This window comes from Noviherbaspirillum soli (assembly GCF_015352955.1).
In the GTDB taxonomy this organism is placed as follows: domain Bacteria; phylum Pseudomonadota; class Gammaproteobacteria; order Burkholderiales; family Burkholderiaceae_D; genus Noviherbaspirillum_A; species Noviherbaspirillum_A soli.
In genome coordinates this window covers 101,295-121,102 of the sequence record NZ_JACYOX010000004.1, presented here as the reverse complement: position 1 = coordinate 121,102, position 19,808 = coordinate 101,295, and the positions used below count along the sequence as shown (strand labels likewise).

Annotated in this window: 19 protein-coding genes; 12 read left to right on the top strand and 7 right to left on the bottom strand. The window is 49.7% G+C overall.

The genetic code is table 11. The features are described 5' to 3' along the window. Positions 1-118: 118 nt before the first annotated feature. Entirely contained in the window at positions 119-553 is a 435-nt protein-coding gene (locus IGW04_RS06030) for a helix-turn-helix domain-containing protein (RefSeq protein WP_194712146.1), read from the top strand. A 370-nt stretch (positions 554-923) separates the two neighbouring features. On the opposite strand, the gene IGW04_RS06025 is transcribed toward IGW04_RS06030, so the two are convergent. Beyond that, positions 924-2,198 carry a type II restriction endonuclease gene (locus tag IGW04_RS06025; RefSeq protein WP_194712145.1) on the bottom strand — a complete coding sequence of 425 codons (1,275 nt, stop codon included), beginning with the start codon at positions 2,196-2,198 and terminating at the stop codon, positions 924-926. A gap of 187 nt (positions 2,199-2,385) precedes the next feature. Here IGW04_RS06025 and IGW04_RS06020 point away from each other — a divergent pair, with 187 nt between their 5' ends. Beyond that, the gene (locus IGW04_RS06020) at positions 2,386-4,413 is read left to right on the top strand and encodes a copper resistance system multicopper oxidase (RefSeq protein ID WP_323744822.1); all 2,028 of its coding nucleotides are present in this window, start codon (positions 2,386-2,388) and stop codon (positions 4,411-4,413) included. Positions 4,414-4,946: 533 nt separating this feature from the next. Further along, positions 4,947-5,741: a copper resistance protein B gene (locus IGW04_RS06015; protein ID WP_228526889.1), complete on the top strand. Its 795-nt coding sequence runs from the start codon at positions 4,947-4,949 to the stop codon at positions 5,739-5,741. A gap of 161 nt (positions 5,742-5,902) precedes the next feature. On the opposite strand, the gene IGW04_RS06010 is transcribed toward IGW04_RS06015, so the two are convergent. After that, positions 5,903-8,167, bottom strand: coding sequence for a TonB-dependent receptor (locus tag IGW04_RS06010; protein ID WP_194712144.1), 2,265 nt, complete (start codon positions 8,165-8,167; stop codon positions 5,903-5,905). A 646-nt stretch (positions 8,168-8,813) separates the two neighbouring features. On the opposite strand from IGW04_RS06010, the gene IGW04_RS06005 reads away from it, so the two are divergent. Both IGW04_RS06005 and IGW04_RS06000 read left to right on the top strand, forming a co-directional pair. Beyond that, positions 8,814-9,218 (top strand): surface-adhesin E family protein, encoded by a 405-nt coding sequence (locus tag IGW04_RS06005; protein WP_194712143.1) that lies wholly within the window; start codon positions 8,814-8,816, stop codon positions 9,216-9,218. Positions 9,219-9,639: 421 nt separating this feature from the next. Then, complete coding sequence (locus tag IGW04_RS06000; protein WP_194712142.1) at positions 9,640-10,365, top strand: hypothetical protein; 726 nt, start codon at positions 9,640-9,642, stop codon at positions 10,363-10,365. Positions 10,366-10,500: 135 nt separating this feature from the next. On the opposite strand, the gene IGW04_RS05995 is transcribed toward IGW04_RS06000, so the two are convergent. From IGW04_RS05995 to IGW04_RS05980, 4 genes are read right to left on the bottom strand one after another with little or no spacing between them, the layout of a single operon-like run. After that, a complete protein-coding gene (locus IGW04_RS05995; protein WP_194712141.1) occupies positions 10,501-11,913 on the bottom strand; it encodes a heavy metal sensor histidine kinase in 1,413 nt (470 codons plus the stop codon). Further along, entirely contained in the window at positions 11,910-12,584 is a 675-nt protein-coding gene (locus IGW04_RS05990) for a heavy metal response regulator transcription factor (RefSeq protein WP_194712140.1), read from the bottom strand. The genes IGW04_RS05995 and IGW04_RS05990 overlap by 4 nt, the downstream gene beginning before the upstream one ends. A 52-nt stretch (positions 12,585-12,636) precedes the next feature. Further along, positions 12,637-12,975 carry an ISC system 2Fe-2S type ferredoxin gene (fdx, locus tag IGW04_RS05985; protein WP_194712139.1) on the bottom strand — a complete coding sequence of 113 codons (339 nt, stop codon included), beginning with the start codon at positions 12,973-12,975 and terminating at the stop codon, positions 12,637-12,639. A 49-nt stretch (positions 12,976-13,024) separates the two neighbouring features. Continuing rightward, on the bottom strand, positions 13,025-13,231 hold the full coding sequence (locus IGW04_RS05980) for a heavy-metal-associated domain-containing protein (RefSeq protein ID WP_194712138.1): 207 nt from the start codon (positions 13,229-13,231) through the stop codon (positions 13,025-13,027). A 66-nt stretch (positions 13,232-13,297) separates the two neighbouring features. Here IGW04_RS05980 and IGW04_RS25620 point away from each other — a divergent pair, with 66 nt between their 5' ends. The 4 genes from IGW04_RS25620 to IGW04_RS05960 all read left to right on the top strand — a co-directional run bounded on the left by IGW04_RS25620 (position 13,298) and on the right by IGW04_RS05960 (position 16,942). Continuing rightward, positions 13,298-13,900, top strand: a complete 603-nt coding sequence (locus tag IGW04_RS25620) for a copper resistance CopC family protein (protein ID WP_228526888.1) — start codon at positions 13,298-13,300, stop codon at positions 13,898-13,900. A 72-nt stretch (positions 13,901-13,972) separates the two neighbouring features. Beyond that, on the top strand, positions 13,973-14,836 hold the full coding sequence (locus tag IGW04_RS26110) for a copper resistance D family protein (protein WP_194712137.1): 864 nt from the start codon (positions 13,973-13,975) through the stop codon (positions 14,834-14,836). Positions 14,837-15,130: 294 nt separating this feature from the next. Further along, positions 15,131-16,252, top strand: a complete 1,122-nt coding sequence (locus IGW04_RS25610; RefSeq protein WP_228526887.1) for a hypothetical protein — start codon at positions 15,131-15,133, stop codon at positions 16,250-16,252. A gap of 63 nt (positions 16,253-16,315) precedes the next feature. Further along, positions 16,316-16,942: an SEC-C domain-containing protein gene (locus tag IGW04_RS05960; protein WP_194712136.1), complete on the top strand. Its 627-nt coding sequence runs from the start codon at positions 16,316-16,318 to the stop codon at positions 16,940-16,942. Positions 16,943-17,084: 142 nt separating this feature from the next. On the opposite strand, the gene IGW04_RS05955 is transcribed toward IGW04_RS05960, so the two are convergent. Next, positions 17,085-17,987: a hypothetical protein gene (locus IGW04_RS05955; RefSeq protein ID WP_194712135.1), complete on the bottom strand. Its 903-nt coding sequence runs from the start codon at positions 17,985-17,987 to the stop codon at positions 17,085-17,087. A gap of 405 nt (positions 17,988-18,392) precedes the next feature. Here IGW04_RS05955 and IGW04_RS05950 point away from each other — a divergent pair, with 405 nt between their 5' ends. Genes IGW04_RS05950 through IGW04_RS05940 form a run of 3 tightly spaced genes read left to right on the top strand, consistent with a single transcriptional unit; the run spans position 18,393 to position 19,763 of the window. Then, on the top strand, positions 18,393-18,809 hold the full coding sequence (locus IGW04_RS05950) for a heavy metal-responsive transcriptional regulator (protein ID WP_194712134.1): 417 nt from the start codon (positions 18,393-18,395) through the stop codon (positions 18,807-18,809). After that, positions 18,806-19,078 (top strand): glutaredoxin family protein, encoded by a 273-nt coding sequence (locus IGW04_RS05945; RefSeq protein WP_194712133.1) that lies wholly within the window; start codon positions 18,806-18,808, stop codon positions 19,076-19,078. Before IGW04_RS05950 ends, IGW04_RS05945 begins: the two co-directional genes overlap by 4 nt. Then, entirely contained in the window at positions 19,050-19,763 is a 714-nt protein-coding gene (locus IGW04_RS05940; protein WP_228526886.1) for a cytochrome c biogenesis CcdA family protein, read from the top strand. Before IGW04_RS05945 ends, IGW04_RS05940 begins: the two co-directional genes overlap by 29 nt. Positions 19,764-19,808: the final 45 nt, after the last annotated feature.

Here is a 19,808-nt window from a genome sequence, read left to right as displayed (position 1 = left end):
ATGAAAACGCCTCTGTAGTGTTGCTGCAAAGTACGATTCATGTCCATGTACACGCCTGACGGGACAGGGGTTACTATTGAGTTGATCAAGCGCTCGAAACGCCTTGATGGAGCTAACTATGTCCACGCATTCACTGCTCGATCCTTGCAACCGCCCTCTTGGTGGCGGCTACGACGAGGCCATTCGTCAAGGGAACCTACTTGTGCAGCAGCTTTGGTCAGGTCGTGAGATGCTCACCACTGAAGAAGCGGCAAAACTGCTCGGGGTCACGAAGCAGACAATCTATCGACGTAAGAACGCAGGACAGTTACTTGGCTTAGCTGCAGATACGACAGCATACCGTTATCCAAGTTGGCAATTTGATTCAGATGTTATGCCTTACGTTCCTGATGTTATCAAAAAACTAAAATCCTACAGCGCTTGGGGTGTCTATTTGTTTTTTACGCAAAAAGAACCACTTCTTGGAGGTGAATCTCCTCTACAAGCCATTAAACGCAGAAAACTTGACGAAGTAATAAGGGTCGCCGAAATCCTGGGAAAGGAAAATGAGTGAAATTGTATTCCGCGTCTTATAAAGCAGTGTCTCACAATGCGCCAGCCAATCCAATTGCCCCGTCTTTACTTCCCGAATAGCCTCGCCTATTTATCGGTCCATACTTTATTAAGCATCCCTATGAAAGCCAGATCGAAGAGTATCAAATGATTTTTAAAAATGCCAATTTTTTATTTAACACCACCATTCTAACTGCGCAAGACATTAACGCAATCACCGATTATTTTTGCTCTAGTTAAAAAATTAACAAATATTGCCATATATGAATTTTTCACAGAATTTTTTGACACAACACCAAAACACCAAACAGCGACATTTGTATCAAATCCTTGTGCAGATTTTTAAACTCAATATGGCATGAACGATCTATTTACGCTGCGACCCTATGCGAATCAAGTGCGGATGAGATTGCAATCACACCCTTTAAACCGCTCCCAAATCGACCGATTGCTTCTCTATTGGATTTGAGATTATCGTAACCAAGATACCGTACATCGAGATCGGCGACCCGTGAAAACGCGGGCCTAGCGAACTGAGCGCGAACATCTTTCTCTCTGGCGTCAGGAGCAACCAGGAAGAATGAAGCATTTCCATGTTCTGGGAAGCCGAGCGCTAAATCGAGCATCCGAACAATACCTGAATAGATACTGGTGCTGTGCTCAACCTCAAAGGCGGCTGCGATCTTGCCTTCTCCTTTAGAGAGCCAAATAACATCTATCAACGAAATGAGACTGGCACCCTGGTTCTGTTGCAATGCCAACGGCAACTCGGCCAGACAGCCCTGCCCGAGGCGCTCACCCTGATAGGTCCTGCCTTTGTCGTTGTTAGCAATCCAGACGTCATAGCCAAGATTCATCCCTAAGTCCCTTAACCATCCCTGAATCTCGGTGTGGGTATGGTCATTTTCACGAGCCAAAGCGAGCGCCTTTTGGCTTGCGGCATTCTCAGCTCTTATTGCTGCCAAGTCGCTTTCCCAGTCAAGCCGCCCATCTGCGTTTGCAGTCACCCCATATCGACCGTTTCCGATGTCAAACAAAAGGCCGGCGAGTGCACCGTAGTCGTTTGACAATAGTTGCCGATACGTATCGTTCAAAGTGCGCGTGCCCTGCCGCATTGCCAGATACTCATCCCATTTGCCGAGTTTGACGTTCGCACCCGTCAGCAAGTTATAGCCTTTGATAATTGCGGTGTTCGTCGGCGGCACAACTGTAGGATGAAGAAAATAAAGCAGGTTCGCGCTTGCCGGCCCAAGGCCTTTAATTTTTTTGCCGTCTATTTCACGAATCGCAGCGACAATTTCCTCTTCGCTTTGACAGCAAAGGCAAACATCTAAAAATCTACCGAATGCAACTTGATTTGCGCGGTCTTCATAAATATCTGGAATACGAAGCTTTGGCTTCCAAAGAAAAGCGTGATCCGCACCCTTGAATATCTGTCTTTGCTCTGCAATGGAATGAACAACTGTTTCAAGGGAAGAGTCTCGATATGCGTTCCCAAATTTGTCTTCTCGAATCTCTTGTACAACCGCCTGGAGGCCTCGGCGAATAGAGCGAAAGTTTTTTAAACGTTCTTCCCACAGAAACCAGGATTGATATGTACCGCCGATGTCTGCCTTCCAAGCCTGTATAAGACTCCAATGTTTCATTCTTGAATTTCCCTCAAAATCGCCGCTTTTTAAATCAGATTTTTGCGTCTGCTCAAAGACTTGCCGGCATTATACAAGCGATACGCCACCATTTTAATTCTCCTCTGCTATCTTTTTGAAGCAAGTTGCATGGTTAAATTTCAAAGGCATAGACGTCGTTTCGACCGGATTCGCTATTGGGGGATATGTGTACAGATCAGGAAAGCCAAGTGCCGACAAAGATGTCAATTTTCGTCGTCGCCGGTTTGTTCAGGGAATAGCTTCAGGGGGTGTAATGGCCGCATTGGGCGCTTGGAGCCTGCCGAATGCCGCATACGCTGCACCCAATCAGCAAAGTATTCTCGAAGGGACTAGTTTCGATTTAACCATTGCTAATACTCCGGTGAACTTCACCGGAAAAGAGCGAACCGCAACGACGGTCAATGGACTTTTTCCGGGGCCGACGCTGCGAATGAAGGAAGGAACATCGGTAACCATCAAGGTGACCAACCGTATGGATGAGCCAACGTCCATCCACTGGCATGGTCTTCTTTTACCGTTTGATATGGATGGCGTTCCCGGCATCAGTTTTCCTGGCATCGAGCCAGGTGAAACGTTCGTTTATCGCTTCAAGGTTCAGCAAAGTGGTACGTATTGGTATCACAGTCACAGCAAATTTCAGGAACAAACGGGTTTGTTCGGCGGAATTATTATTGATCCCGCAGGTAGCGATCCAATTCGCTCTGACCGGGATTATGTTTTGATGCTCAACGACTGGACAGATCAAAATCCAGAGTGGGTATTCCGGCGACTTAAACAGGAATCGGACTTTTTCAATTACCAAATGCCGACCGCTGGAGACTTCTTCAGAGATGTGTCAACCATGGGTTTTTCCCAAGCGACGCAGAAGTGGAAAATGTGGAACCAGATGCGCATGAATCCGACAGACCTCGGAGATGTATCTGGTGCAACGTTCACTTATCTCGCCAACGGCATGCCACCCAACGCCAATTGGACAGCGCTGGCAGAACCAGGACAAGCCATCCGATTACGCATCATCAACGGCGCAGCGACAACAATCTTTGACGTGCGAATTCCCGGACTGAAGATGACCGTGGTATCTGCAGACGGACAAGATGTCGAGCCGGTTGACGTGGATGAATTTCGCATCTCTGTAGCAGAGACGTACGACGTACTAGTGAAGATGCCAGACTCTCGTGCGTATACGATATTTGCTCAGTCGATTGATCGCTCTGGCTTTGCGCGAGCAACATTGGCACCCCGAATGGGAATGAGCGCACCGGTCCCGGAAATGGATCCGAAAACGTGGCTTTCCATGGTGGATATGGGTATGGGCGACATGGCCGGGATGGAAGGAATGGCTGGCCATAATATGTCTTCTATGAATAGCCAACCCAAAGCCGCTCAGGACAGCATGCAAGGACACGACATGTCCTCCATGAACGGAAGCGCGCAAACCTCTCAAGCTGGCATGCAGGTCCATGATATGTCTGCGATGAAGGACCATGACATGTCTTCCATGAAAGGAAGCACGCAAACCCCTCAAGCAGGCATGGAAGGTCGCGATATGTCCTCAATGAAGGGCCATGACATGTCTTCCATGAAGGAAGGCGCTCGTACCCCTCAAGCGGGCATGCAAGGCCATGATATGTCCGCCATGAAGAGCGGCTCTCAAAGCATGCAGGGTATGAAGGATCATGATATGTCGTCCGCGCTCCCAACTGGCCCCTCGGTGGATTCACGTGCGATGACTCCCTCAAAATCGCTTAGCGATCCGGGACCAAGGTTGCGTGATAACGGCCGCCGAGTTTTGACGTACGCAGACCTTCGAACTGTAGGCGGGGTGATAGATAAACGACCACCTAGTAGGGAAATTACGTTGCGATTGACCGGAAATATGAAACGGTTTATCTGGGGATTTGACGGCAAGAAGTTTTCGGAGGCGGAGCCGGTGTATTTCAATTATGGAGAACGCCTGCGTATTACGTTAATTAACGATTCGATGATGAACCACCCGATTCATCTTCATGGAATGTTCAGTGATATTGAGAACGAAGAGGGTCAATTCCAGGTTCGCAAACACACTGTGAACGCACAGCCAGGTAAGCAAATAAGTTTTCGCGTAACAGCAGACGCACCGGGGCAATGGGCGTTTCACTGTCACCTTTTATATCATATGGAGGCAGGCATGTTTCGAATGGTGGTAGTGCGATGAAGGGCCTATCTCGGCGATTTGCCCTACGCTCCGCAAAGTCGAAGGTAGTAGGATCGGCGTTCTTGTGTGGGGTGTTATCAGTATCTGCACACGGTCAGACTCCCATGCAGGGGATGGACCACAGCAACATGCCTGGAATGCAGCAAAGTCCAAACCAACCGAGCCCAGCTACACCCTCTGCTGTTCCACCTTCCTCGACCATGCCAGGAATGGACCATAGCAATATGCCGGGTATGCAGCAGACGCCGAGCCAACCGAGCCCTGTTGCGCCTTCTACCGCATCGCCTCCCCCTGCCATGCCGGGAATGGATCACAGCACTATGCCTGGCATGCAGCCCTCGCCAAGGCAACCGCCTTCTACTACTCCCGTTATTCCTGCTCCGTCGTCAATGCCAGGTATGGATCATGGAAACATGCCGGGCATGGACCATCGCAACATGCCTGGTATGAAGACGCCGCCGCCTCAACCTAGGCCTGCATCGCCCTCCACTACAACGCCATCGTCTTCAATGCCAGGAATGAATCACGGGAACATGCCGGGCATGGATCACGGTTCAATGCCCGGCATGCAACACGATATGGGCCAGCCAAAATCGACAGCGCCGCAGAGCGAGATGCAACGTACGTCTCCTGTTTTGCCATATCCAAGAAACCCTGACGGCTCCATCCCAATACCAGGGAAAGGTATGGCAATGTCCGACGACGCCGTTATTTATATGGCACTTTTGGACCGCCTTGAATATGCGAAAAGCAAGGACGATCACGGGTGGATCTGGGATGGTCAGTTCTGGGTCGGGAAAGACTACAACAGGCTTTGGGTTAAAACAGAAGGTGAGCGCACTTCCGGCCAATCGAATGGCCGATTGGAAGCATTATGGTCCAAACCGGTGGCTGCCTTCTGGGACCTCCAGGCTGGGGTGCGTCATGACTTTGGAGCGGGAAAGAGCCGTCAGTGGGCCGCGTTCGGCGTACAGGGAATTTCTCCGTATTGGTTTAACGTGGAGGCTGCTGCCTATGTCGGTCCGTCAGGGAGAACAGCAGTACGAGGAAAAGCCGAGTACACCATTCGCTTGAGCCAAGTGCTCTTGTTGACGCCGGAAATTGAAGCGAACGCGTATGGCAAGGCAGATAAGGAGCGCGGAATAGGAAGTGGACTATCAGATGTCGAACTCAGCTTGCGTCTGCGCTATGAAATTCGAAGGGAAATAGCACCCTACATCGGAATAAATTGGGGTCGGAAGATTGGGCAAACTGCTGATCTTGCACGTCAAGCGGGAGAATCCCCTATCGAACGCCAAGTGGTTGCGGGTGTGCGTCTATGGTTTTAAAGTGTAATGGCTTAGAATTCATCTGACAGCAAGGGTCAAATTTGATCGAAATTTCGACCTGTCTAATGGTCTGAGTTCGGCCAGAGGCCGACGTTGGCAAAGCAAGAATGAAAGGCTGCTCAATGGCTGAATGCAGCCTTTCGTGCTTGCCCGTACGGTAGTTATAACCAGGAATAGCGGGTTCCGATCCAAATGCCGCGCGGAGCGCCATAGCCACGGAACTGTTCACCTACAACATTTGCACCATCAAAGGTCCGGCCAGGTCCAGTAAAGGCGTTCAACCCCAGCACGCCTAGGTTGGCGTATTCCCGGTCGAACAGGTTGTTGATGCGGGCAAATACCTCCCATCCCTTTTTGACCGTATAACGGGTATCGAGATTGACTACGGCGTAGCTTGGCACCTTGCCGTTCGCATCACTGTTGTTTTCGTCGCCACGCGCATACACGCTATTCGCATACACGACATTTGCGCCAACTGCCCACTGTGACGTGACCGCATAATCCAGCCTAACTTTAAGGCTATGACGCGGAATGCCTGGCACCCGGTCGCCGCGCCGGACTTGGATCGTGCCGCTCTCGTCCGCACTAGTGTTCACCGGGCTGTTTTCGGCAAAACCGGTCCGGTATGTGGCGTCGATAAAGCCATAATGCGCCCCTACGGACAGCGGCCCCCATTTTCCTGTCACGCCCAACTCCAGGCCCTGACGCCGGGTACGCCCGACATTCTGGAAATAGCCGGCATTGGTGGCGACGCCAGTGCTGGCAATAAACTGGATGTCGTCCTCAAGCTCAGTGCGGTAGACCGCCGCAGTCCATGACAATCCTTCGCCACGCTTGCCGCGTGCGCCCAACTCAAGTGTTCTGGCGACCACCTTCTTCAGCGGCGGATCGGCCAGGAAGCTGTTAGGCAGTTTGCATGGTGCCTCCGGGTCGGCGCAGGTCAATTCAATCGGCGTCGGTGCCCTCATGCCTTCATTGTAGGTAGCATAGGTCGTGAGGTGCGGATTCGGGTTGAAATTCAGGCCGACCGCCGGATTGAAGCGGGAAAAGCGATGGTTACCATCCAGTTCCGGTGCGTCGCCGGTCTGGTCACGAATTGACACGCGGGCTAGGTTATAGCGGCCTGACACGGTTAGCGCCCAGCGGTCGTTCAGGGACAATATATCCGACAGGAACAGGCTGTAGTAGCGGTTGCGGGTTCTGGCATCGGTGTCGAGTTCGAAGTCGCCGATGCCGACCGCACCTCGGTTTGCGGTAAATGCGGCGGGCTGGTCTTCCTGGGTGTATCGGGCGCGACCGCTGTCGACGGTGCCGCCGGCGACGAACTGGTTCTTCATGCCTGCCAATTGGCCCGACACCGTCAGTTGCAGACCACCGCCGTAGCTGTGCTGGCGGATACTCGCGCGGTCGTTGAAGGCCTGAGTGCTGTTGACGACGCCATCTTCGACCTCGCCGAACTCGTCGTTGACGTTGCTCGACACATTGCGGTTACGGTAGTTGCGGTAATACAGGTTCCCACCCAGCAGCACATCGTCATTCAGAAAGCGGCTACCCTTAGCAGTCAGGAACATCAGCTTATTCTCGTTCCTGTCGGGGTAGGTATAGGCCTGCCGGATATTGTCGGCAAACGATCTGGGTAGGGTCTGGGTGCCTTCCAGCCGGTTGTCGGCGGCGGTCAGACTGACGTCGAGGTCGGTGTCGCGAGTCTGGTAGCCGACCTTACCGAAGAACTGCTGGACACGGCTGCCATTGTGTTCGGCCCAGCCATGGTCGCGGGCGACATTGCCGGTCACGAAATAATCGAAGTTGCCGCTTTTGCCGCCCTGCTCGAACTCGACTGCGCGGCGGCCAAAGGAGCCGGTGGAAAGCTGCACCGCGCCGCCCGGATAGGCGCTGCCGCTCTTGGTGTAGACCGCCAGTGCGCCGCCGAGCGTGTTCAGGCCAAACGCCGGGTTGGAGCCGGGAATCAACTGCATGTTGGCAATCGCCGACTGCGGCAGCAGATCCCAGTTGACAGTGTCGCCAAACGGCTCGTTGATGCGCACGCCATCCTGGAACACCGACAGCCCCTGCGGCACACCCAGCAGCGGCGAGGCGGTGAAGCCACGGAAGCTGACATCGGGCTGGTAGGGATTGCCCTGCGCCGCATTGACGGTCACGCTGCCGGCATTCTGTTCAAGATGGTCGACTAGGGTGAGCTGGCGCTGCTGCTCAATATTGCGACTGTTCATTATTTGAACATTCGCGGGCACATTCTGTATCGGCGTGCCCAAGCCGGGCAGCATAGAGGTACCAACGACTTCGACGGTGGGAAGTTCCAGCGCCTCGGCTGGATTCTCCTGGGCGTAGGCCGCGCCATAGTGCGTAAAGGTGCCTGCCAACGCAGCTACCAGTGCGGCTCGGCGTAATGGGAGCGGTTTTTCCATCGTCAGTCTCTCCTATTTCTATATTTTTGTGTATTTTAGATCTGAAAATTGGCAATAGTGGGTATAACTCGCCTTGCCATGTTGCCACGTTTTGCAAAGACTATACCAGCACCAAAACTAGTCTTGAGCGCTTCAGAATAACGGTAGTGCGTTGATACATGTATGGCCTTTTAACGACAATGAGTACCGACGGTGATGCTTAAAAAAGTCCGCTTCTGCATGCATTGCGGACGTTTGAGCGCTCAGGTAGAGGGCCGGTTTGGGTCGAACTGCGACATACTAAATCTGACACGTTCTATCAGATTAAGTTGGAACCACTACATTTAAAGCTACATGCCAGCACTGGCACAACTTGAGATTCCGCTTTGTGCAAGGGCAGCCCTACAGGATCATGATTCATCCTAACCCTATTGCCGCACTCCACTAGCTTATCGTACGGATGTTCCGACGACTTTCCGCTAGCTGGCATACTGGAGCTTTACGCCTTTACGCCTTTACGCCTTTACGCCTCTGTGCCCCTATGTCCATCGCCCTGACTCAAATGGCGGAAAGGCCATCTCTTCAGTTTTTATTAAAAATGCAAGACTATTTGATCCGAATTTGATAGTATCCCAGTAAACTTCTTGCAATTACAACATGAAGAAAAATGCCTAAGATTTCAGCCATAGCGTTTACTGCGGTAATACTTGCTACACCATCGTATGCGTCAGAATGGATAAACCTAAATCCAAATTCAACTCAGTCCTTTTTTGTTGATCGTGAAAGTATAGTTAAATCAGGGAAAAACAAAAAGGTGTGGACAATATTCAATCTAGATTCCAAGGAAACGGTTCCAGGACATCCATACTTCGGGTATCTTTCCACCAAGAGCCTCTGGTATATTACTTGCGATGAGCGTATGTTTGCGACGACTTCTCTATCATTTTATCCCCAGCATAATGCGCAAGGTGACGTTCTTACTACTATCACCAGAGCGCTCCCTGAAACAACTTTTAAAGAGGTCGAACCGGATACTGCGGCGGAAGCAGTAATGAGATTCGTGTGTTCCTAATTTTTTGACGCGGAGTGATCGATTTAAAATATTGCCTGCAAATGCTGATATGAGTCAAATAAGAACTATACTTTTCATTTTGTGTTTTTGGCCTTGCATAGTTCACGCTGGATACACTGGGCCGATGAGGTTTGTACAATTCTGGCCATGCAGCGGAAACGCGTCTTTTTGTGCAGTGCGAGTTTTAGCAGAAGGTGTTATAGGTCGTGATAGCGCCAGGGACTTGGTAAATTTTTTAGTTAAAGAAAGACTGAAGGACCAGTTCTTTCCCTTAAAACCTACCATCTGTTTTGACAGTCCTGGAGGTGATCTACGAGGCGCATTAGAACTCGGGAAAATTATCCGAAAGCTAGGATTTGATACCTGCTTATCGCCCAACTTTAGTAGAGTTGGGGACCGTCTGCTTTCCGAGGAAGTTTTCGTGAAAAATGCAGTATGTGCTTCAGCATGCACATTTTCGATGTTGGGTGGAGTAAACAGATTAATTGAACCAGGATCGCGTCTTGGCGTACATCAGTTTTATGGCGCAAACGGGAATGTAGGTGACGCTCTTGCACAGAAAACTATGGTTTTCTTAGCGGCTTATATAGAAGAAATGGGGGTGAAGAGATCTTTGCTCGATACCGCTGCCCTCGTTCCGTCATCTCAAATGTATTGGTTATCGCCTCAAGAATTAGTAGATCTTGGCATAGATAACATGGTGACATCTAAATCTAGCTGGAAGCTAGAAGCCCTGAACGATGGCTCAGTTGTAGCGCTAATCACCCAAATTAAGCCTGGAACAAGAGCTAAAGTTTCCCTGATGTTGGCCAAAATAAATAACTCTCCATCACTTGCAATATTTATCGCGCATTTATATGAGAATGTGTCTGATATAGATGATGCTCTCGCTGCCCTCAACGACAGCGATTTAGTATTGCGCGTAGACGAAAAGGTTATTTCCAAAACCGGTGGCAAATGGGTCAAAACTAAAAGCGGCGGGTTGTTTATCTCATTACCACTTTCAAATTACGCATTGCAAAAGATAAACACTGGCCAATTGCTCTATTTATATACTAATGTAGGACATGCAATGGAACAATACGATGCTTCTCTTGACTTTCCCTTAACTGGCATAAAACGCCTGATTCCTGCCGTCATTAAGTAATGGCTTTGAATAGAATTCGAACGCCGGCAATTCCGCCTGTGAAGAGCCAAACATCGATCCTTGACTTTAAGTTAGAGAAATCTATGCAACACGGCTGATTTGACCTACCCGGTCATGTCTTTGTGGTTACGCTCATTACACCTGTACAGCTTGGCGTACATGAGGAATTGGAAATATTAAAGTAAAACATGTCTCACCATGCTCATTACTTTCAACTTCAACACTACCACGATGAAGTTTCATTATTGCTTTTACAATTGACAGTCCTAACCCGCTCCCTCCGGCTTCCCTCGCACGAGAAAATTCGGTTCGATAAAAACGATCGAAAAGTCGAGCACGATGCTCGGCCGGAATCTGTTCTCCATGATTTCTCACGGAAAAACGTACCGTTGACTGGTCAGATGTGATCTTCAGGCCGATCACGCTACCTGGAGTGCCATACCGGATCGCGTTCGATACAAGGTTCGTAATGGCTCGTTGTACCAAGGATGCATCGACGGTGACGGTGGCGTTCCCAGAAATTTGAAAGGACATGCCGCGTTCTTCCGCAGGTAGCTCCATGAAGTCCGCAATTTCGTTCGCCAATGTCGCGAAGTCCACTGGCTTTGCTGCCAAGACAAAACTGGTACTGTCCGCATGAGCGAGGAAGAGCATATCGGTCACGAGGCGGTTTAAACGCTCGATCTCCTCTACGTTTTCTTCTAACACTTGGAGTAAGTCTTCCTGGGTACGTTGTTGTGACAGCGCGACCTGCGTGCGTCCAAGGAGAATCCCAAGCGGTGTTCTCATCTCATGGGCAAGATCCCCGGAGAACTGCGATAGCCGCCTTATACCATCATCAAGGCGATCAAGCATCCCGTTGAACGCTTTGCCCAACGGCAGCAGTTCAGAAGGAAGATGTTCAGGATTGATTCGTGCAGAAATATTCTTGGTTGACACTGCAACTGCTGCGTCTCGAAAGCGGTTAAGGGGCTGCAAACCGATATGGACGATTGCTAACGCGCCTAAGGAAACCAGGGCAAGCACAAACGGCGCAGCAGTGAGCGCCGTAAAAAGAAATTTTTTGAGAATTTCATCGTCGGGCCGACGATCAGCAGTCAAGACCATCACATAGCTGTCCCCGTTTTTGGTGTTTCCAGTTGCAGAGACGGAAAGCATCTTGGTGCCCGTCTCGCGAGAACGCCACTCCAAAAAGGCGTCGGGAGCCCAGATTGCGGTTTTAAGCTGGTGAAGGGACTCCTTTCCGACGTTGCTGAAGGCGACCAGCGTTTCACCTTTGTTCCCTCTTTCCACAACCACGTGCATGCCTTCGTGCCGTCCGAGCACCTCAGCCAACTGGTAGGCAGCGCCGCTAATCGCCGCACTGCTTTCCTGCCGATCAACGACTTGAGATACCTCTTTGAGCGTGTCCTCAAGCGAATGTCTTCTTTGCTCATCAAGCGAACGGGACATCGTGTTGTAGGAGAAAGCCAACACTGCGACTGCCTGGAATAGTCCAAGCATACCCACTAGCAGCGCCAACTTGAGGGCGAGGCTGCGTACCCTCATGTCCGTTCTTCGAGGACGTACCCGACTCCACGTACGGTATTGATGAGCTTTACTTCAAACGGATCGTCTACTTTCGCACGCAGGCGTCTGATGGCAACGTCAACCACATTTGTGTCTGAGTCAAAATTGATATTCCAGACCAGAGAAGCAATTTTGGTTCGTGATAAGACCTCGCCGCTATGGCGCATCAGCAGCGCAAGGAGCGCAAATTCTTTAGCAGACAAGTCAATGGGTTTCCCCGATCGGACCGCACGGTGCCTCACCGGGTCAACTTGCAAATCAGCCACTTGGAGAGTTGTATCCGGTGCGATTTGCTTTGTCCGTTTCAATAACGTTCGTACCCTAGCCAGCAGTTCAGGAAACTCAAATGGTTTTACCAGGTAATCGTCGGCACCAAGGTCAAACCCCTTCACTTTATCATTCGTATTTCCTTTGGCGGTAAGCATCAGTACGGGCGTGCTTTTTGTCGTTCTGAGGGCTGAAAGTACCGCAAAGCCGTCGAACCCCGGCAGCATGACATCGAGGAGAATCAAGTCATGATCGCCATTCATGGCGCTGTGCAAACCGTCCGCGCCTGTGGCAGCAACCTCGACTTGGTAACCGTGTTCAGTCAATCCCTGCCGAAGATAGGCGGCAGCGCGGGATTCGTCTTCTACAACCAAGATCTTCATATTCTGTTCTTTACGTTAAAGGCAGCCTGATGCCTGCGCTGCCCTGTCCGCCTCAAGTGTTTTCCTTGGCGTGGTTAATGGAATATTTGGGAATCTCAACGACAAGGTCGTCTGCGCTAACAATAGCCTGACAAGACAGCCGAGACTGCGCTTGTAGCCCCCAAGCCATGTCGAGCATATCTTCTTCGTTTTCGCTCGGGACATTCAGTGAATCCAATCCCTTCCTAATGATGACATGGCAAGTAGTGCAAGCGCCAACCTTGCCGCAAGCATGTTCAATGTCCACACCGTGATCCAGCAACGCGTCGCAGACAGACGCTACGCTGTCGACCTGAAACGAAGCGCCGTCAGGTGCATACTCCGGGTGTGGCAATACGGTTACAGTAGGCATCCAGAATCCTCTTGTGAAACGGAGCAGTCAAAGCGACTGCCCCTATCTTTCAGGCAACGTTGCTTGCGGTGACTGGGTAACCAGCTTCTGAAATCGCGGAAGTAACTGCTTCCAACGGGGCGGTCGTATCGATACGCACCTTCTTGGCTTTCAGGTCTACCTCGACTTTTGCTGTGCTATCCACTGTTTGCACCGAGCGAGTCACTCCCCGAACGCATCCGCCGCAGGTCATTCCCTCAACTTGCAATTCGTACATGGTAAAGCCTCCTTATATGATCGAAGCATCACTTTAGACCTTCCAGCGGTTGGAAGGTCAAGGCCTTTGCGCAAACAAAAGGAAAAAAGCTTTTCCCAAAGGTCCTTTTTCCTTTTTGATGTACAAGATGAAAACAGTGAAGTTAACTACGGGGTAAATTTTTTGCCGAAACCACGATCTGAGCAATCTTCAATGAAGGCTTCGGATTCGAACCTTGTATTCTTTTACTCTAAAATTGTAAGAATACCGCATCAAATTGCGGCTAATCCAAACAACCACTTTCAAGAAACAAGGGCAACTATGTTTAGTCTCAAAGCGGTTTTCTCTGTCCTACTAATCGCATCGGCTGCAGCCGTAAGCGGCTCCGCTCTCGCACATGCAGCCATCAAAGAGTCATCCCCTCCAGCTAGTGCCACCCTTGATACCCCTCCCAAAGAGGTGGTATTGGTATTCAATGAAAAACTGGAAGGCGCATTCAGTTCGATTAAGGTACTTGATAAAGCGGGCAAGGAAGTCCCTACTTCGAAGGCACGAGTTGACGCGTCCAATCCGACCAAACTGCACCTTGATGTGCCAACGCTTGGCTCTGGCGCTTATACCGTGCGTTGGACTGCAGTAGGACCAGATGGGCATCCGCGTAAGGGCGACTACACTTTTACGGTCAAATAAATGCCGCTTACGTCAGTGCTTCACTGGGCAGCGATCTCGTTACTGAACGGGAGCCTTGCGTGGCTCGTGGGAGTGCTTTTTGTTCGTATATGGATCTCTGGGTCTGAAGGCACCTGGACAGACAGCGTCCTGCGCCTGCTCGATTTAAGCTTTTTTATTTCGTGCATCATCTGTGGAGTCGGCAGCATTGCTAATCTTTGGATCGCTGCCGCTGCGATGGGTGACGTGCCGCTTTCCGATGCTTCGGAGGCTTTTCAGACAATGCTTACCTCGACCAGCTATGGTCGACTTGGGCTTTATGGGCTGGTCTTACTGACTGCCCTTGCATTGTTTTACGCTTTCTACAGAAACCACAGCAATCGCCAAGTAAAAACTTGGTTGATTGGGTTATTGCTCGGAGCATTCATGTTCACCCGAGCAGCCAGTAGCCATGCAGCCGAAGGCGGCCTTTTCCGCTTGGCGGTTGCCATTGACTGGCTTCACATCGCATTCATGGCATGCTGGGTCGGAATCGTGCTGGTTTCAGGATTCATTGCCCTGCCGCGTGCACAGTTCCGTCTCCCGCCTGATCGGCACGTTACGCAGCGTTTTTTGGTATCGCTGTCGACAACTGCCACAGTCGCACTGATCGGCATTCTGGCTACCGGGGTTTATAACGCCTACCATGGACTTCGCAGTTTGGAAGATTTTGTCTCGACTACATGGGGACAAGCTCTCACTGTGAAGTTATGCCTGATTGCGCTTGCAGTTGCCCTTGGTGGTTACAATCGGTTTGCGGGTTTCCCCTTAGTCCTTGACGAAAGAAATGAAGAGCAATCACTAAAGGCCGGAATGCAACGGTTAAAAACGGTGCTATACGTCGAGGCCGCCCTTCTCGTTGGAGCAGTGGTTGCCGCCGCTGTTCTCGCGAGTGAAGTAGCCCCTACAGTGTCATGAGTTACGCCCCGCTGTCGCGTAACTTTAGATCTATTCCTCTTATGCAGCGGCAGCAAAGCACTCCACACAAATAAGGAGGCGCTTCTACGGCCTCCTTATTTTTTTAACCTGCCCATCGTTACAAACTTCCAATAGAATTTTCCGTTATTATTAGCTGATGCTACCAATGCGACAAGCGAAGCAAGGCCTATATCGAGTAGCGACAAACAGCATATTCAGTACCAAATTGGTTACCATGGTTGGGCACCGCTCGGCTCTTCGACGTAGATCAACCCAAGAATAAAAACGGCAAAGATGCAGCACAACGCAATCAAGCTTTTGACGAGTCACTTGCATCGCATCAAAGAGGACCACACAGGTAGGCTACTACTGGCCGGGAATAATGCACTCGCGTTATTTGACCCTCTAAGAAAAAATACTTTCAAAACTTCCTTACTGGCTTGCATGGAGGCAATAACAAGAGAGCTTTCTGAATATTGTACACAGATCCACGGCGAGATTGTTGCCATAGTGGAACATCTTATGTTGCCACTGTCAGATGAAGCGAAAGCGCGAGTTTTGGCGTTGGCGAGTCAATTTTTAGACGACTCTCTTTATTTAAAGCGCCTGGATATTCAAATTGAAGGGATGGTGCGTAAAGGTAATCGGTGCGGCATCAAAGTTGAAGAATGGGACACTCGCATCGACGTTGAACGTTCCTTATATCAAATCAATACAATTAATTTGATTCGCAGGCGGCTAGTTCAGCTTTCGGATGAATTAGAACTTATTAGACTCCGATTTTGGCGTACATCTTCGGTGCCGCTTTCAACTATAGGAGAAGTAAAAGTGCCCTTTTCTGAATTAATGAATGACACGATCGACATATTGAAATCTGACGGAACTGAAGTGGCAGGGCGTAAGGCAAGCGTACAGAAAAACAAGATCTTTATGGAAGCCGATGGATTATTGATTGAGTCCGGCGACTTGATCTTACGTCGAATGTCTAACGGAGCCAAAGAAACTTACCGAGTGATTGATCCTGGCTTCCATGAAGATTTTCACCAAATCAAGGCCCATTATCAGATGGACGTGCATAAGCTTGGCATGCCAGAAGCGAAAAGTGCAGTCCAAAATATTACATATAACGTTAGCGGCAATAACACTCGCATTAATCAAAACTCAGTTGATAATTCCACCAATGTTGTCCATATCGACCATCGTGCCTTGCAACATATTGAAGCTCTAAGGCATGAGTTAAAGCAAGTAGATTTACCGGAATCGGATAGAGCAGCAGCTTTTGAAATAGTTGATGAAGTTGAGGAAGCCTTTCGCAGTGGCAAACCCAAGAAAACGATCGTGTCAGCCCTACTTAGTTCATTACCAAACGTTGCCAATATTGCAACCATAGTATCGGCTATTGCAAGTTGTCTGTAGAACACAATAGCGATAAAGGGGGCGGTCACATAAATCGTTTATTAGCCACCAGAAATCTTTACCATGAAATTTCAACACCCAATTACGCCAGCCGACATAAGTGGGCCAATCCTGTCGCTCTGCCATGAGATTGTTCCGAACCCGGCTCCAGAGTACGTTGATGTTCTGCCATTATTAGGCGCTCCCGTTAATGAGTGTTTTGTCCTTGTGGAAGACCAGGCGCGCAACGCAGGTGGCGAGTCAGTCATTGGCTGGGCTCTGTGGGAGTTACCTGGCGTTTTCATAGAAGCTGAGTTTCATGCCGTGTGGAGAAATCCCGGTGGTGAAATGGTCGATATATCGCCAAAAACAAGACAAACGCAACGCATCCTATTTCTTGCAGATCCGTCAGCCAGATATGACGGTCGTCAAGTCAACAACCTTCGACGTGCGATTAGCCGGGACCCAGACGTTTTAGCTTATCTTCAGGCGTTCGATGATGAGTACGAATTTTTGAACCGGGGGGAACGGGCTCTACAGCACGGTGAACTGCGGCTGAACGACCGCGACGCCATAGAGTATGGAAATATAGAACGAAATCTTGAGACGCTCCACATACGACTGCTACCGCGATTTCCGTCTTTTGGCCCCTACACTGCCTGCTGGTGCGGTAGCGGTAAAAAATTAAAATGGTGTCACAAATCGGTTTGAGAAACAACGCGACTATATATGTTGACTAATAACAGTGTTCAAACGGTTGGTAAGGAGCTTGAGTTAATTATTGCAAAAGAAGATGTTATTACATTTATTATCCCTGACACTATTCTCACGGGCTTCCAGCACAACGATTGTTTTAGGAGGAAAAGAAAATAGACCGTTCTTCCGTAGTATGAAGATTGTGAGTGGCGATGTGGGAGGGTTTAGACGGCACAAGTTCTGACCTCAAATCCCATGGCAAATCATCAAAATTGATCTCAGCGATAACTGCGGAGAAATCTTTGGAGTAGCAGTCCTTCAACACTTTCATATTTGTTGAAGGAAAGCTGTCTTTGAATTCCTTATTATACCGTGGCTGGAAGTATCGGATTAGAGACGCTTCATACAACGCTACCCGTTCTTTTTCCGTTGTGCCAAATAACTTATCTATGCCTGCTCTGATCCGCTCATTGCCAACTTTCTGGTTTTGTGCGAATGGATTCATTACAGTCACTAATCCTGTCGCAGGAACTATCTCAAGCAGCAGAAGTGTCAAAGAACTTCCCTGTGCAATACCATTTAAAGCAATTTTCTGCAAGGTTTCGTGTTTCTTCAAACGATCAAGTGCGGATCTTTCTCCTGCGGAACCGAAAGCCTGACCGATATACAGTACATTGAAATGTACCGGGATCTTTCTCCTGACTGCCATAGCAATGTCCAAATCTTCAATGGCGAATTCTCGGCCTTCTGGACTCACAAAGCGGAATCTATCGTTCTCCTCGATTACGTTCGCGCCTTCAGGCAACTCGAAATTTAGCTCAACCATATCGCTTCCGACGGTCACGTAAAACTTTGCAGAGCATCCATCTTGTCGCACATCCTTAAGTGCTATTGTTGGAGTTTCACCAATGACGTATATATGGCACTTCTTGGTGACTTCAGCGAATTCCTTTAGGCGTTCTGTGTCATAAATACCAACTGCCGGGAGGATAACAAAGCTATGTGCGTACATTAGCAACGCGTGCTCGACATCGAACAGCTTTTTCTTTGCATCAAGCATATTATTGGCGTTTAGTGAATGACGAAGAGAGTGTATATCAATATGTTCAGTGAGTCGATCCACCGGGCAGTATTTAGAAAGTCCATGCAAACATTAGTGAAACCTTGCTATTGACGTCGCTATTCTATTTTCTTAAGACGTTGCATTGTAAAGGTTGCGTTTGTCGACTGCTCTGCTGCGATTTTAAACAACTTGGTCACTGATTTTCCTGGCCACGGGCTGCTAATTGGAATAACTGGCGCAGATTGGCTGAAGTGTTTAGATGTCTTGGCTATGCTTGCCGACAGCGTCGTGGATTACGGCTCAATTACACATTTAAATATGCCTGAAGCGAGATTGAAAATAATCCTTGACTTTGGATTCTACTCTAAGGTTTAGACTATGGTTTTAGCAGAGCAAGCGTATATGTTGACCATCGGAAAACTTGCTGCCATCGCAGAAATTTCTACAGACTCTCTTCGGTATTACGAAAGGGAGGGATTGGTACGCCCTGCATCAGTCACGCGAGCCGGCTATAGGCTATACGGAGAAGATTCAGCGCAACGTATTCATTTCATCAAACATGCGCAAGCCTGCGGTTTTACGCTGGCCGAAATTCGTGAGCTATTAGAACTGCGTGAGCACACAACAGCCTGCTGTAGCGATGTGCGCCGTCTAGCCGTTGAAAAGAAGCTCCAAATTGAAGCGCGCATCAAAGCGCTGAAAACCATGTCAAAAGCACTCGACATCATGATTAGCAACTGCGCTGGTGACGCTATCCCGGTGGGCGAGTGTGCCATTTTGGCCGCCCTCGAAGAAGCCAAAAGTGGAAAAAAGCCATGATCGTTGAACTGTTTTTTACTGAGGGATGCCGCAAGTGCGCAGCGGCACGCGATGAGTTGAAAGCTGCCGCCGAACGCAGCGCACCGGGCGTCTCCTGGCGAGAAGTCAACGCCCTAAAGGAACTCGACTATGCTGTCGAGCTTGGGATTTTAACGTTGCCCGCATTGGCAATTGATAAAGAGGTCGTATTCGCTTCGTTGCCTACCCCGGCCCAACTGGCAAAAGCACTACAACAGCGGCTTGAGCACCAACCGTTTCATGGACATTGACTCGCTGCGTCAGAGTATTGAGCAAGCAGGATACGCTTCTGCCGGCATAGGCTTGCTGGCCGGATTAGCCTTCAGTATCAACCCGGTCGCCATCGCTGCAATTCCAGTGTCGCTTGCATATGTCACAAGAGCAAGGGAAAAACGGACTGCACTTCTTTTTGGCGGCATGTTCATTACTGGTTTGATCGTTACTCATATTGCCCTTGGCGTGATTGCCGGATATGGGGGACGCTGGGTAATAAATCTTCTTGGCCGCTACTGGGGCGTAGTCTTGGGGCCGCTACTGATTTTCCTCGGACTGATCTGGGCTGGATGGGTACGCGTCCCCCTTCCCGCTGCGTCTTTCCGGGGAAAATCTGCAACAGGTCCTTGGGGAGCTTTCATCTTGGGGATTCCCTTTGCAGTGGCAGTCTGCCCAGTGTGCACGCCTGTCCTGATTGTTATGCTTGGTATCGTCGCTGGTATCGGCTCGCCGCTGCTAGGTGCCATTCTTCTGCTTGGGTTTGCAATTGGTCGCTCCATTCCAATCGCATTAGGTGCCTGGGCCGTGCAACTACTCGATAAATTTTTAATATTTTCAAAATATCAACATGCGCTGGACGTTGCAGGCGGGCTGCTGCTAGTAGGGTCCGGGCTATACCTTTTAAATACTGTGTTTTTTCTCGTGCCAGCTTTGGCTGCTTAGCTTTATACCGTGAACCAACACTATGAAACGTACCGGTTATCCTGG

What these genes read in the sequence shown, in the direction of transcription:
- IGW04_RS05980 (WP_194712138.1), bottom strand. Translation starts at nt 13,231, where the DNA reads ATGTACGAATTGCAAGTTGAGGGAATGACCTGCGGCGGATGCGTTCGG.
- IGW04_RS05960 (WP_194712136.1), top strand. Translation starts at nt 16,316, where the DNA reads ATGAAATTTCAACACCCAATTACGCCAGCCGACATAAGTGGGCCAATC.
- IGW04_RS05945 (WP_194712133.1), top strand. Translation starts at nt 18,806, where the DNA reads ATGATCGTTGAACTGTTTTTTACTGAGGGATGCCGCAAGTGCGCAGCG.
- fdx (WP_194712139.1), bottom strand. Translation starts at nt 12,975, where the DNA reads ATGCCTACTGTAACCGTATTGCCACACCCGGAGTATGCACCTGACGGC.
- IGW04_RS06015 (WP_228526889.1), top strand. Translation starts at nt 4,947, where the DNA reads ATGCCGGGCATGGATCACGGTTCAATGCCCGGCATGCAACACGATATG.
- IGW04_RS06005 (WP_194712143.1), top strand. Translation starts at nt 8,814, where the DNA reads ATGCCTAAGATTTCAGCCATAGCGTTTACTGCGGTAATACTTGCTACA.
- IGW04_RS06025 (WP_194712145.1), bottom strand. Translation starts at nt 2,198, where the DNA reads ATGAAACATTGGAGTCTTATACAGGCTTGGAAGGCAGACATCGGCGGT.
- IGW04_RS06010 (WP_194712144.1), bottom strand. Translation starts at nt 8,167, where the DNA reads ATGGAAAAACCGCTCCCATTACGCCGAGCCGCACTGGTAGCTGCGTTG.
- IGW04_RS06030 (WP_194712146.1), top strand. Translation starts at nt 119, where the DNA reads ATGTCCACGCATTCACTGCTCGATCCTTGCAACCGCCCTCTTGGTGGC.
- IGW04_RS05995 (WP_194712141.1), bottom strand. Translation starts at nt 11,913, where the DNA reads ATGAGGGTACGCAGCCTCGCCCTCAAGTTGGCGCTGCTAGTGGGTATG.
- IGW04_RS05955 (WP_194712135.1), bottom strand. Translation starts at nt 17,987, where the DNA reads ATGCTTGATGCAAAGAAAAAGCTGTTCGATGTCGAGCACGCGTTGCTA.
- IGW04_RS05950 (WP_194712134.1), top strand. Translation starts at nt 18,393, where the DNA reads ATGTTGACCATCGGAAAACTTGCTGCCATCGCAGAAATTTCTACAGAC.
- IGW04_RS05990 (WP_194712140.1), bottom strand. Translation starts at nt 12,584, where the DNA reads ATGAAGATCTTGGTTGTAGAAGACGAATCCCGCGCTGCCGCCTATCTT.
- IGW04_RS25610 (WP_228526887.1), top strand. Translation starts at nt 15,131, where the DNA reads ATGCAGCACAACGCAATCAAGCTTTTGACGAGTCACTTGCATCGCATC.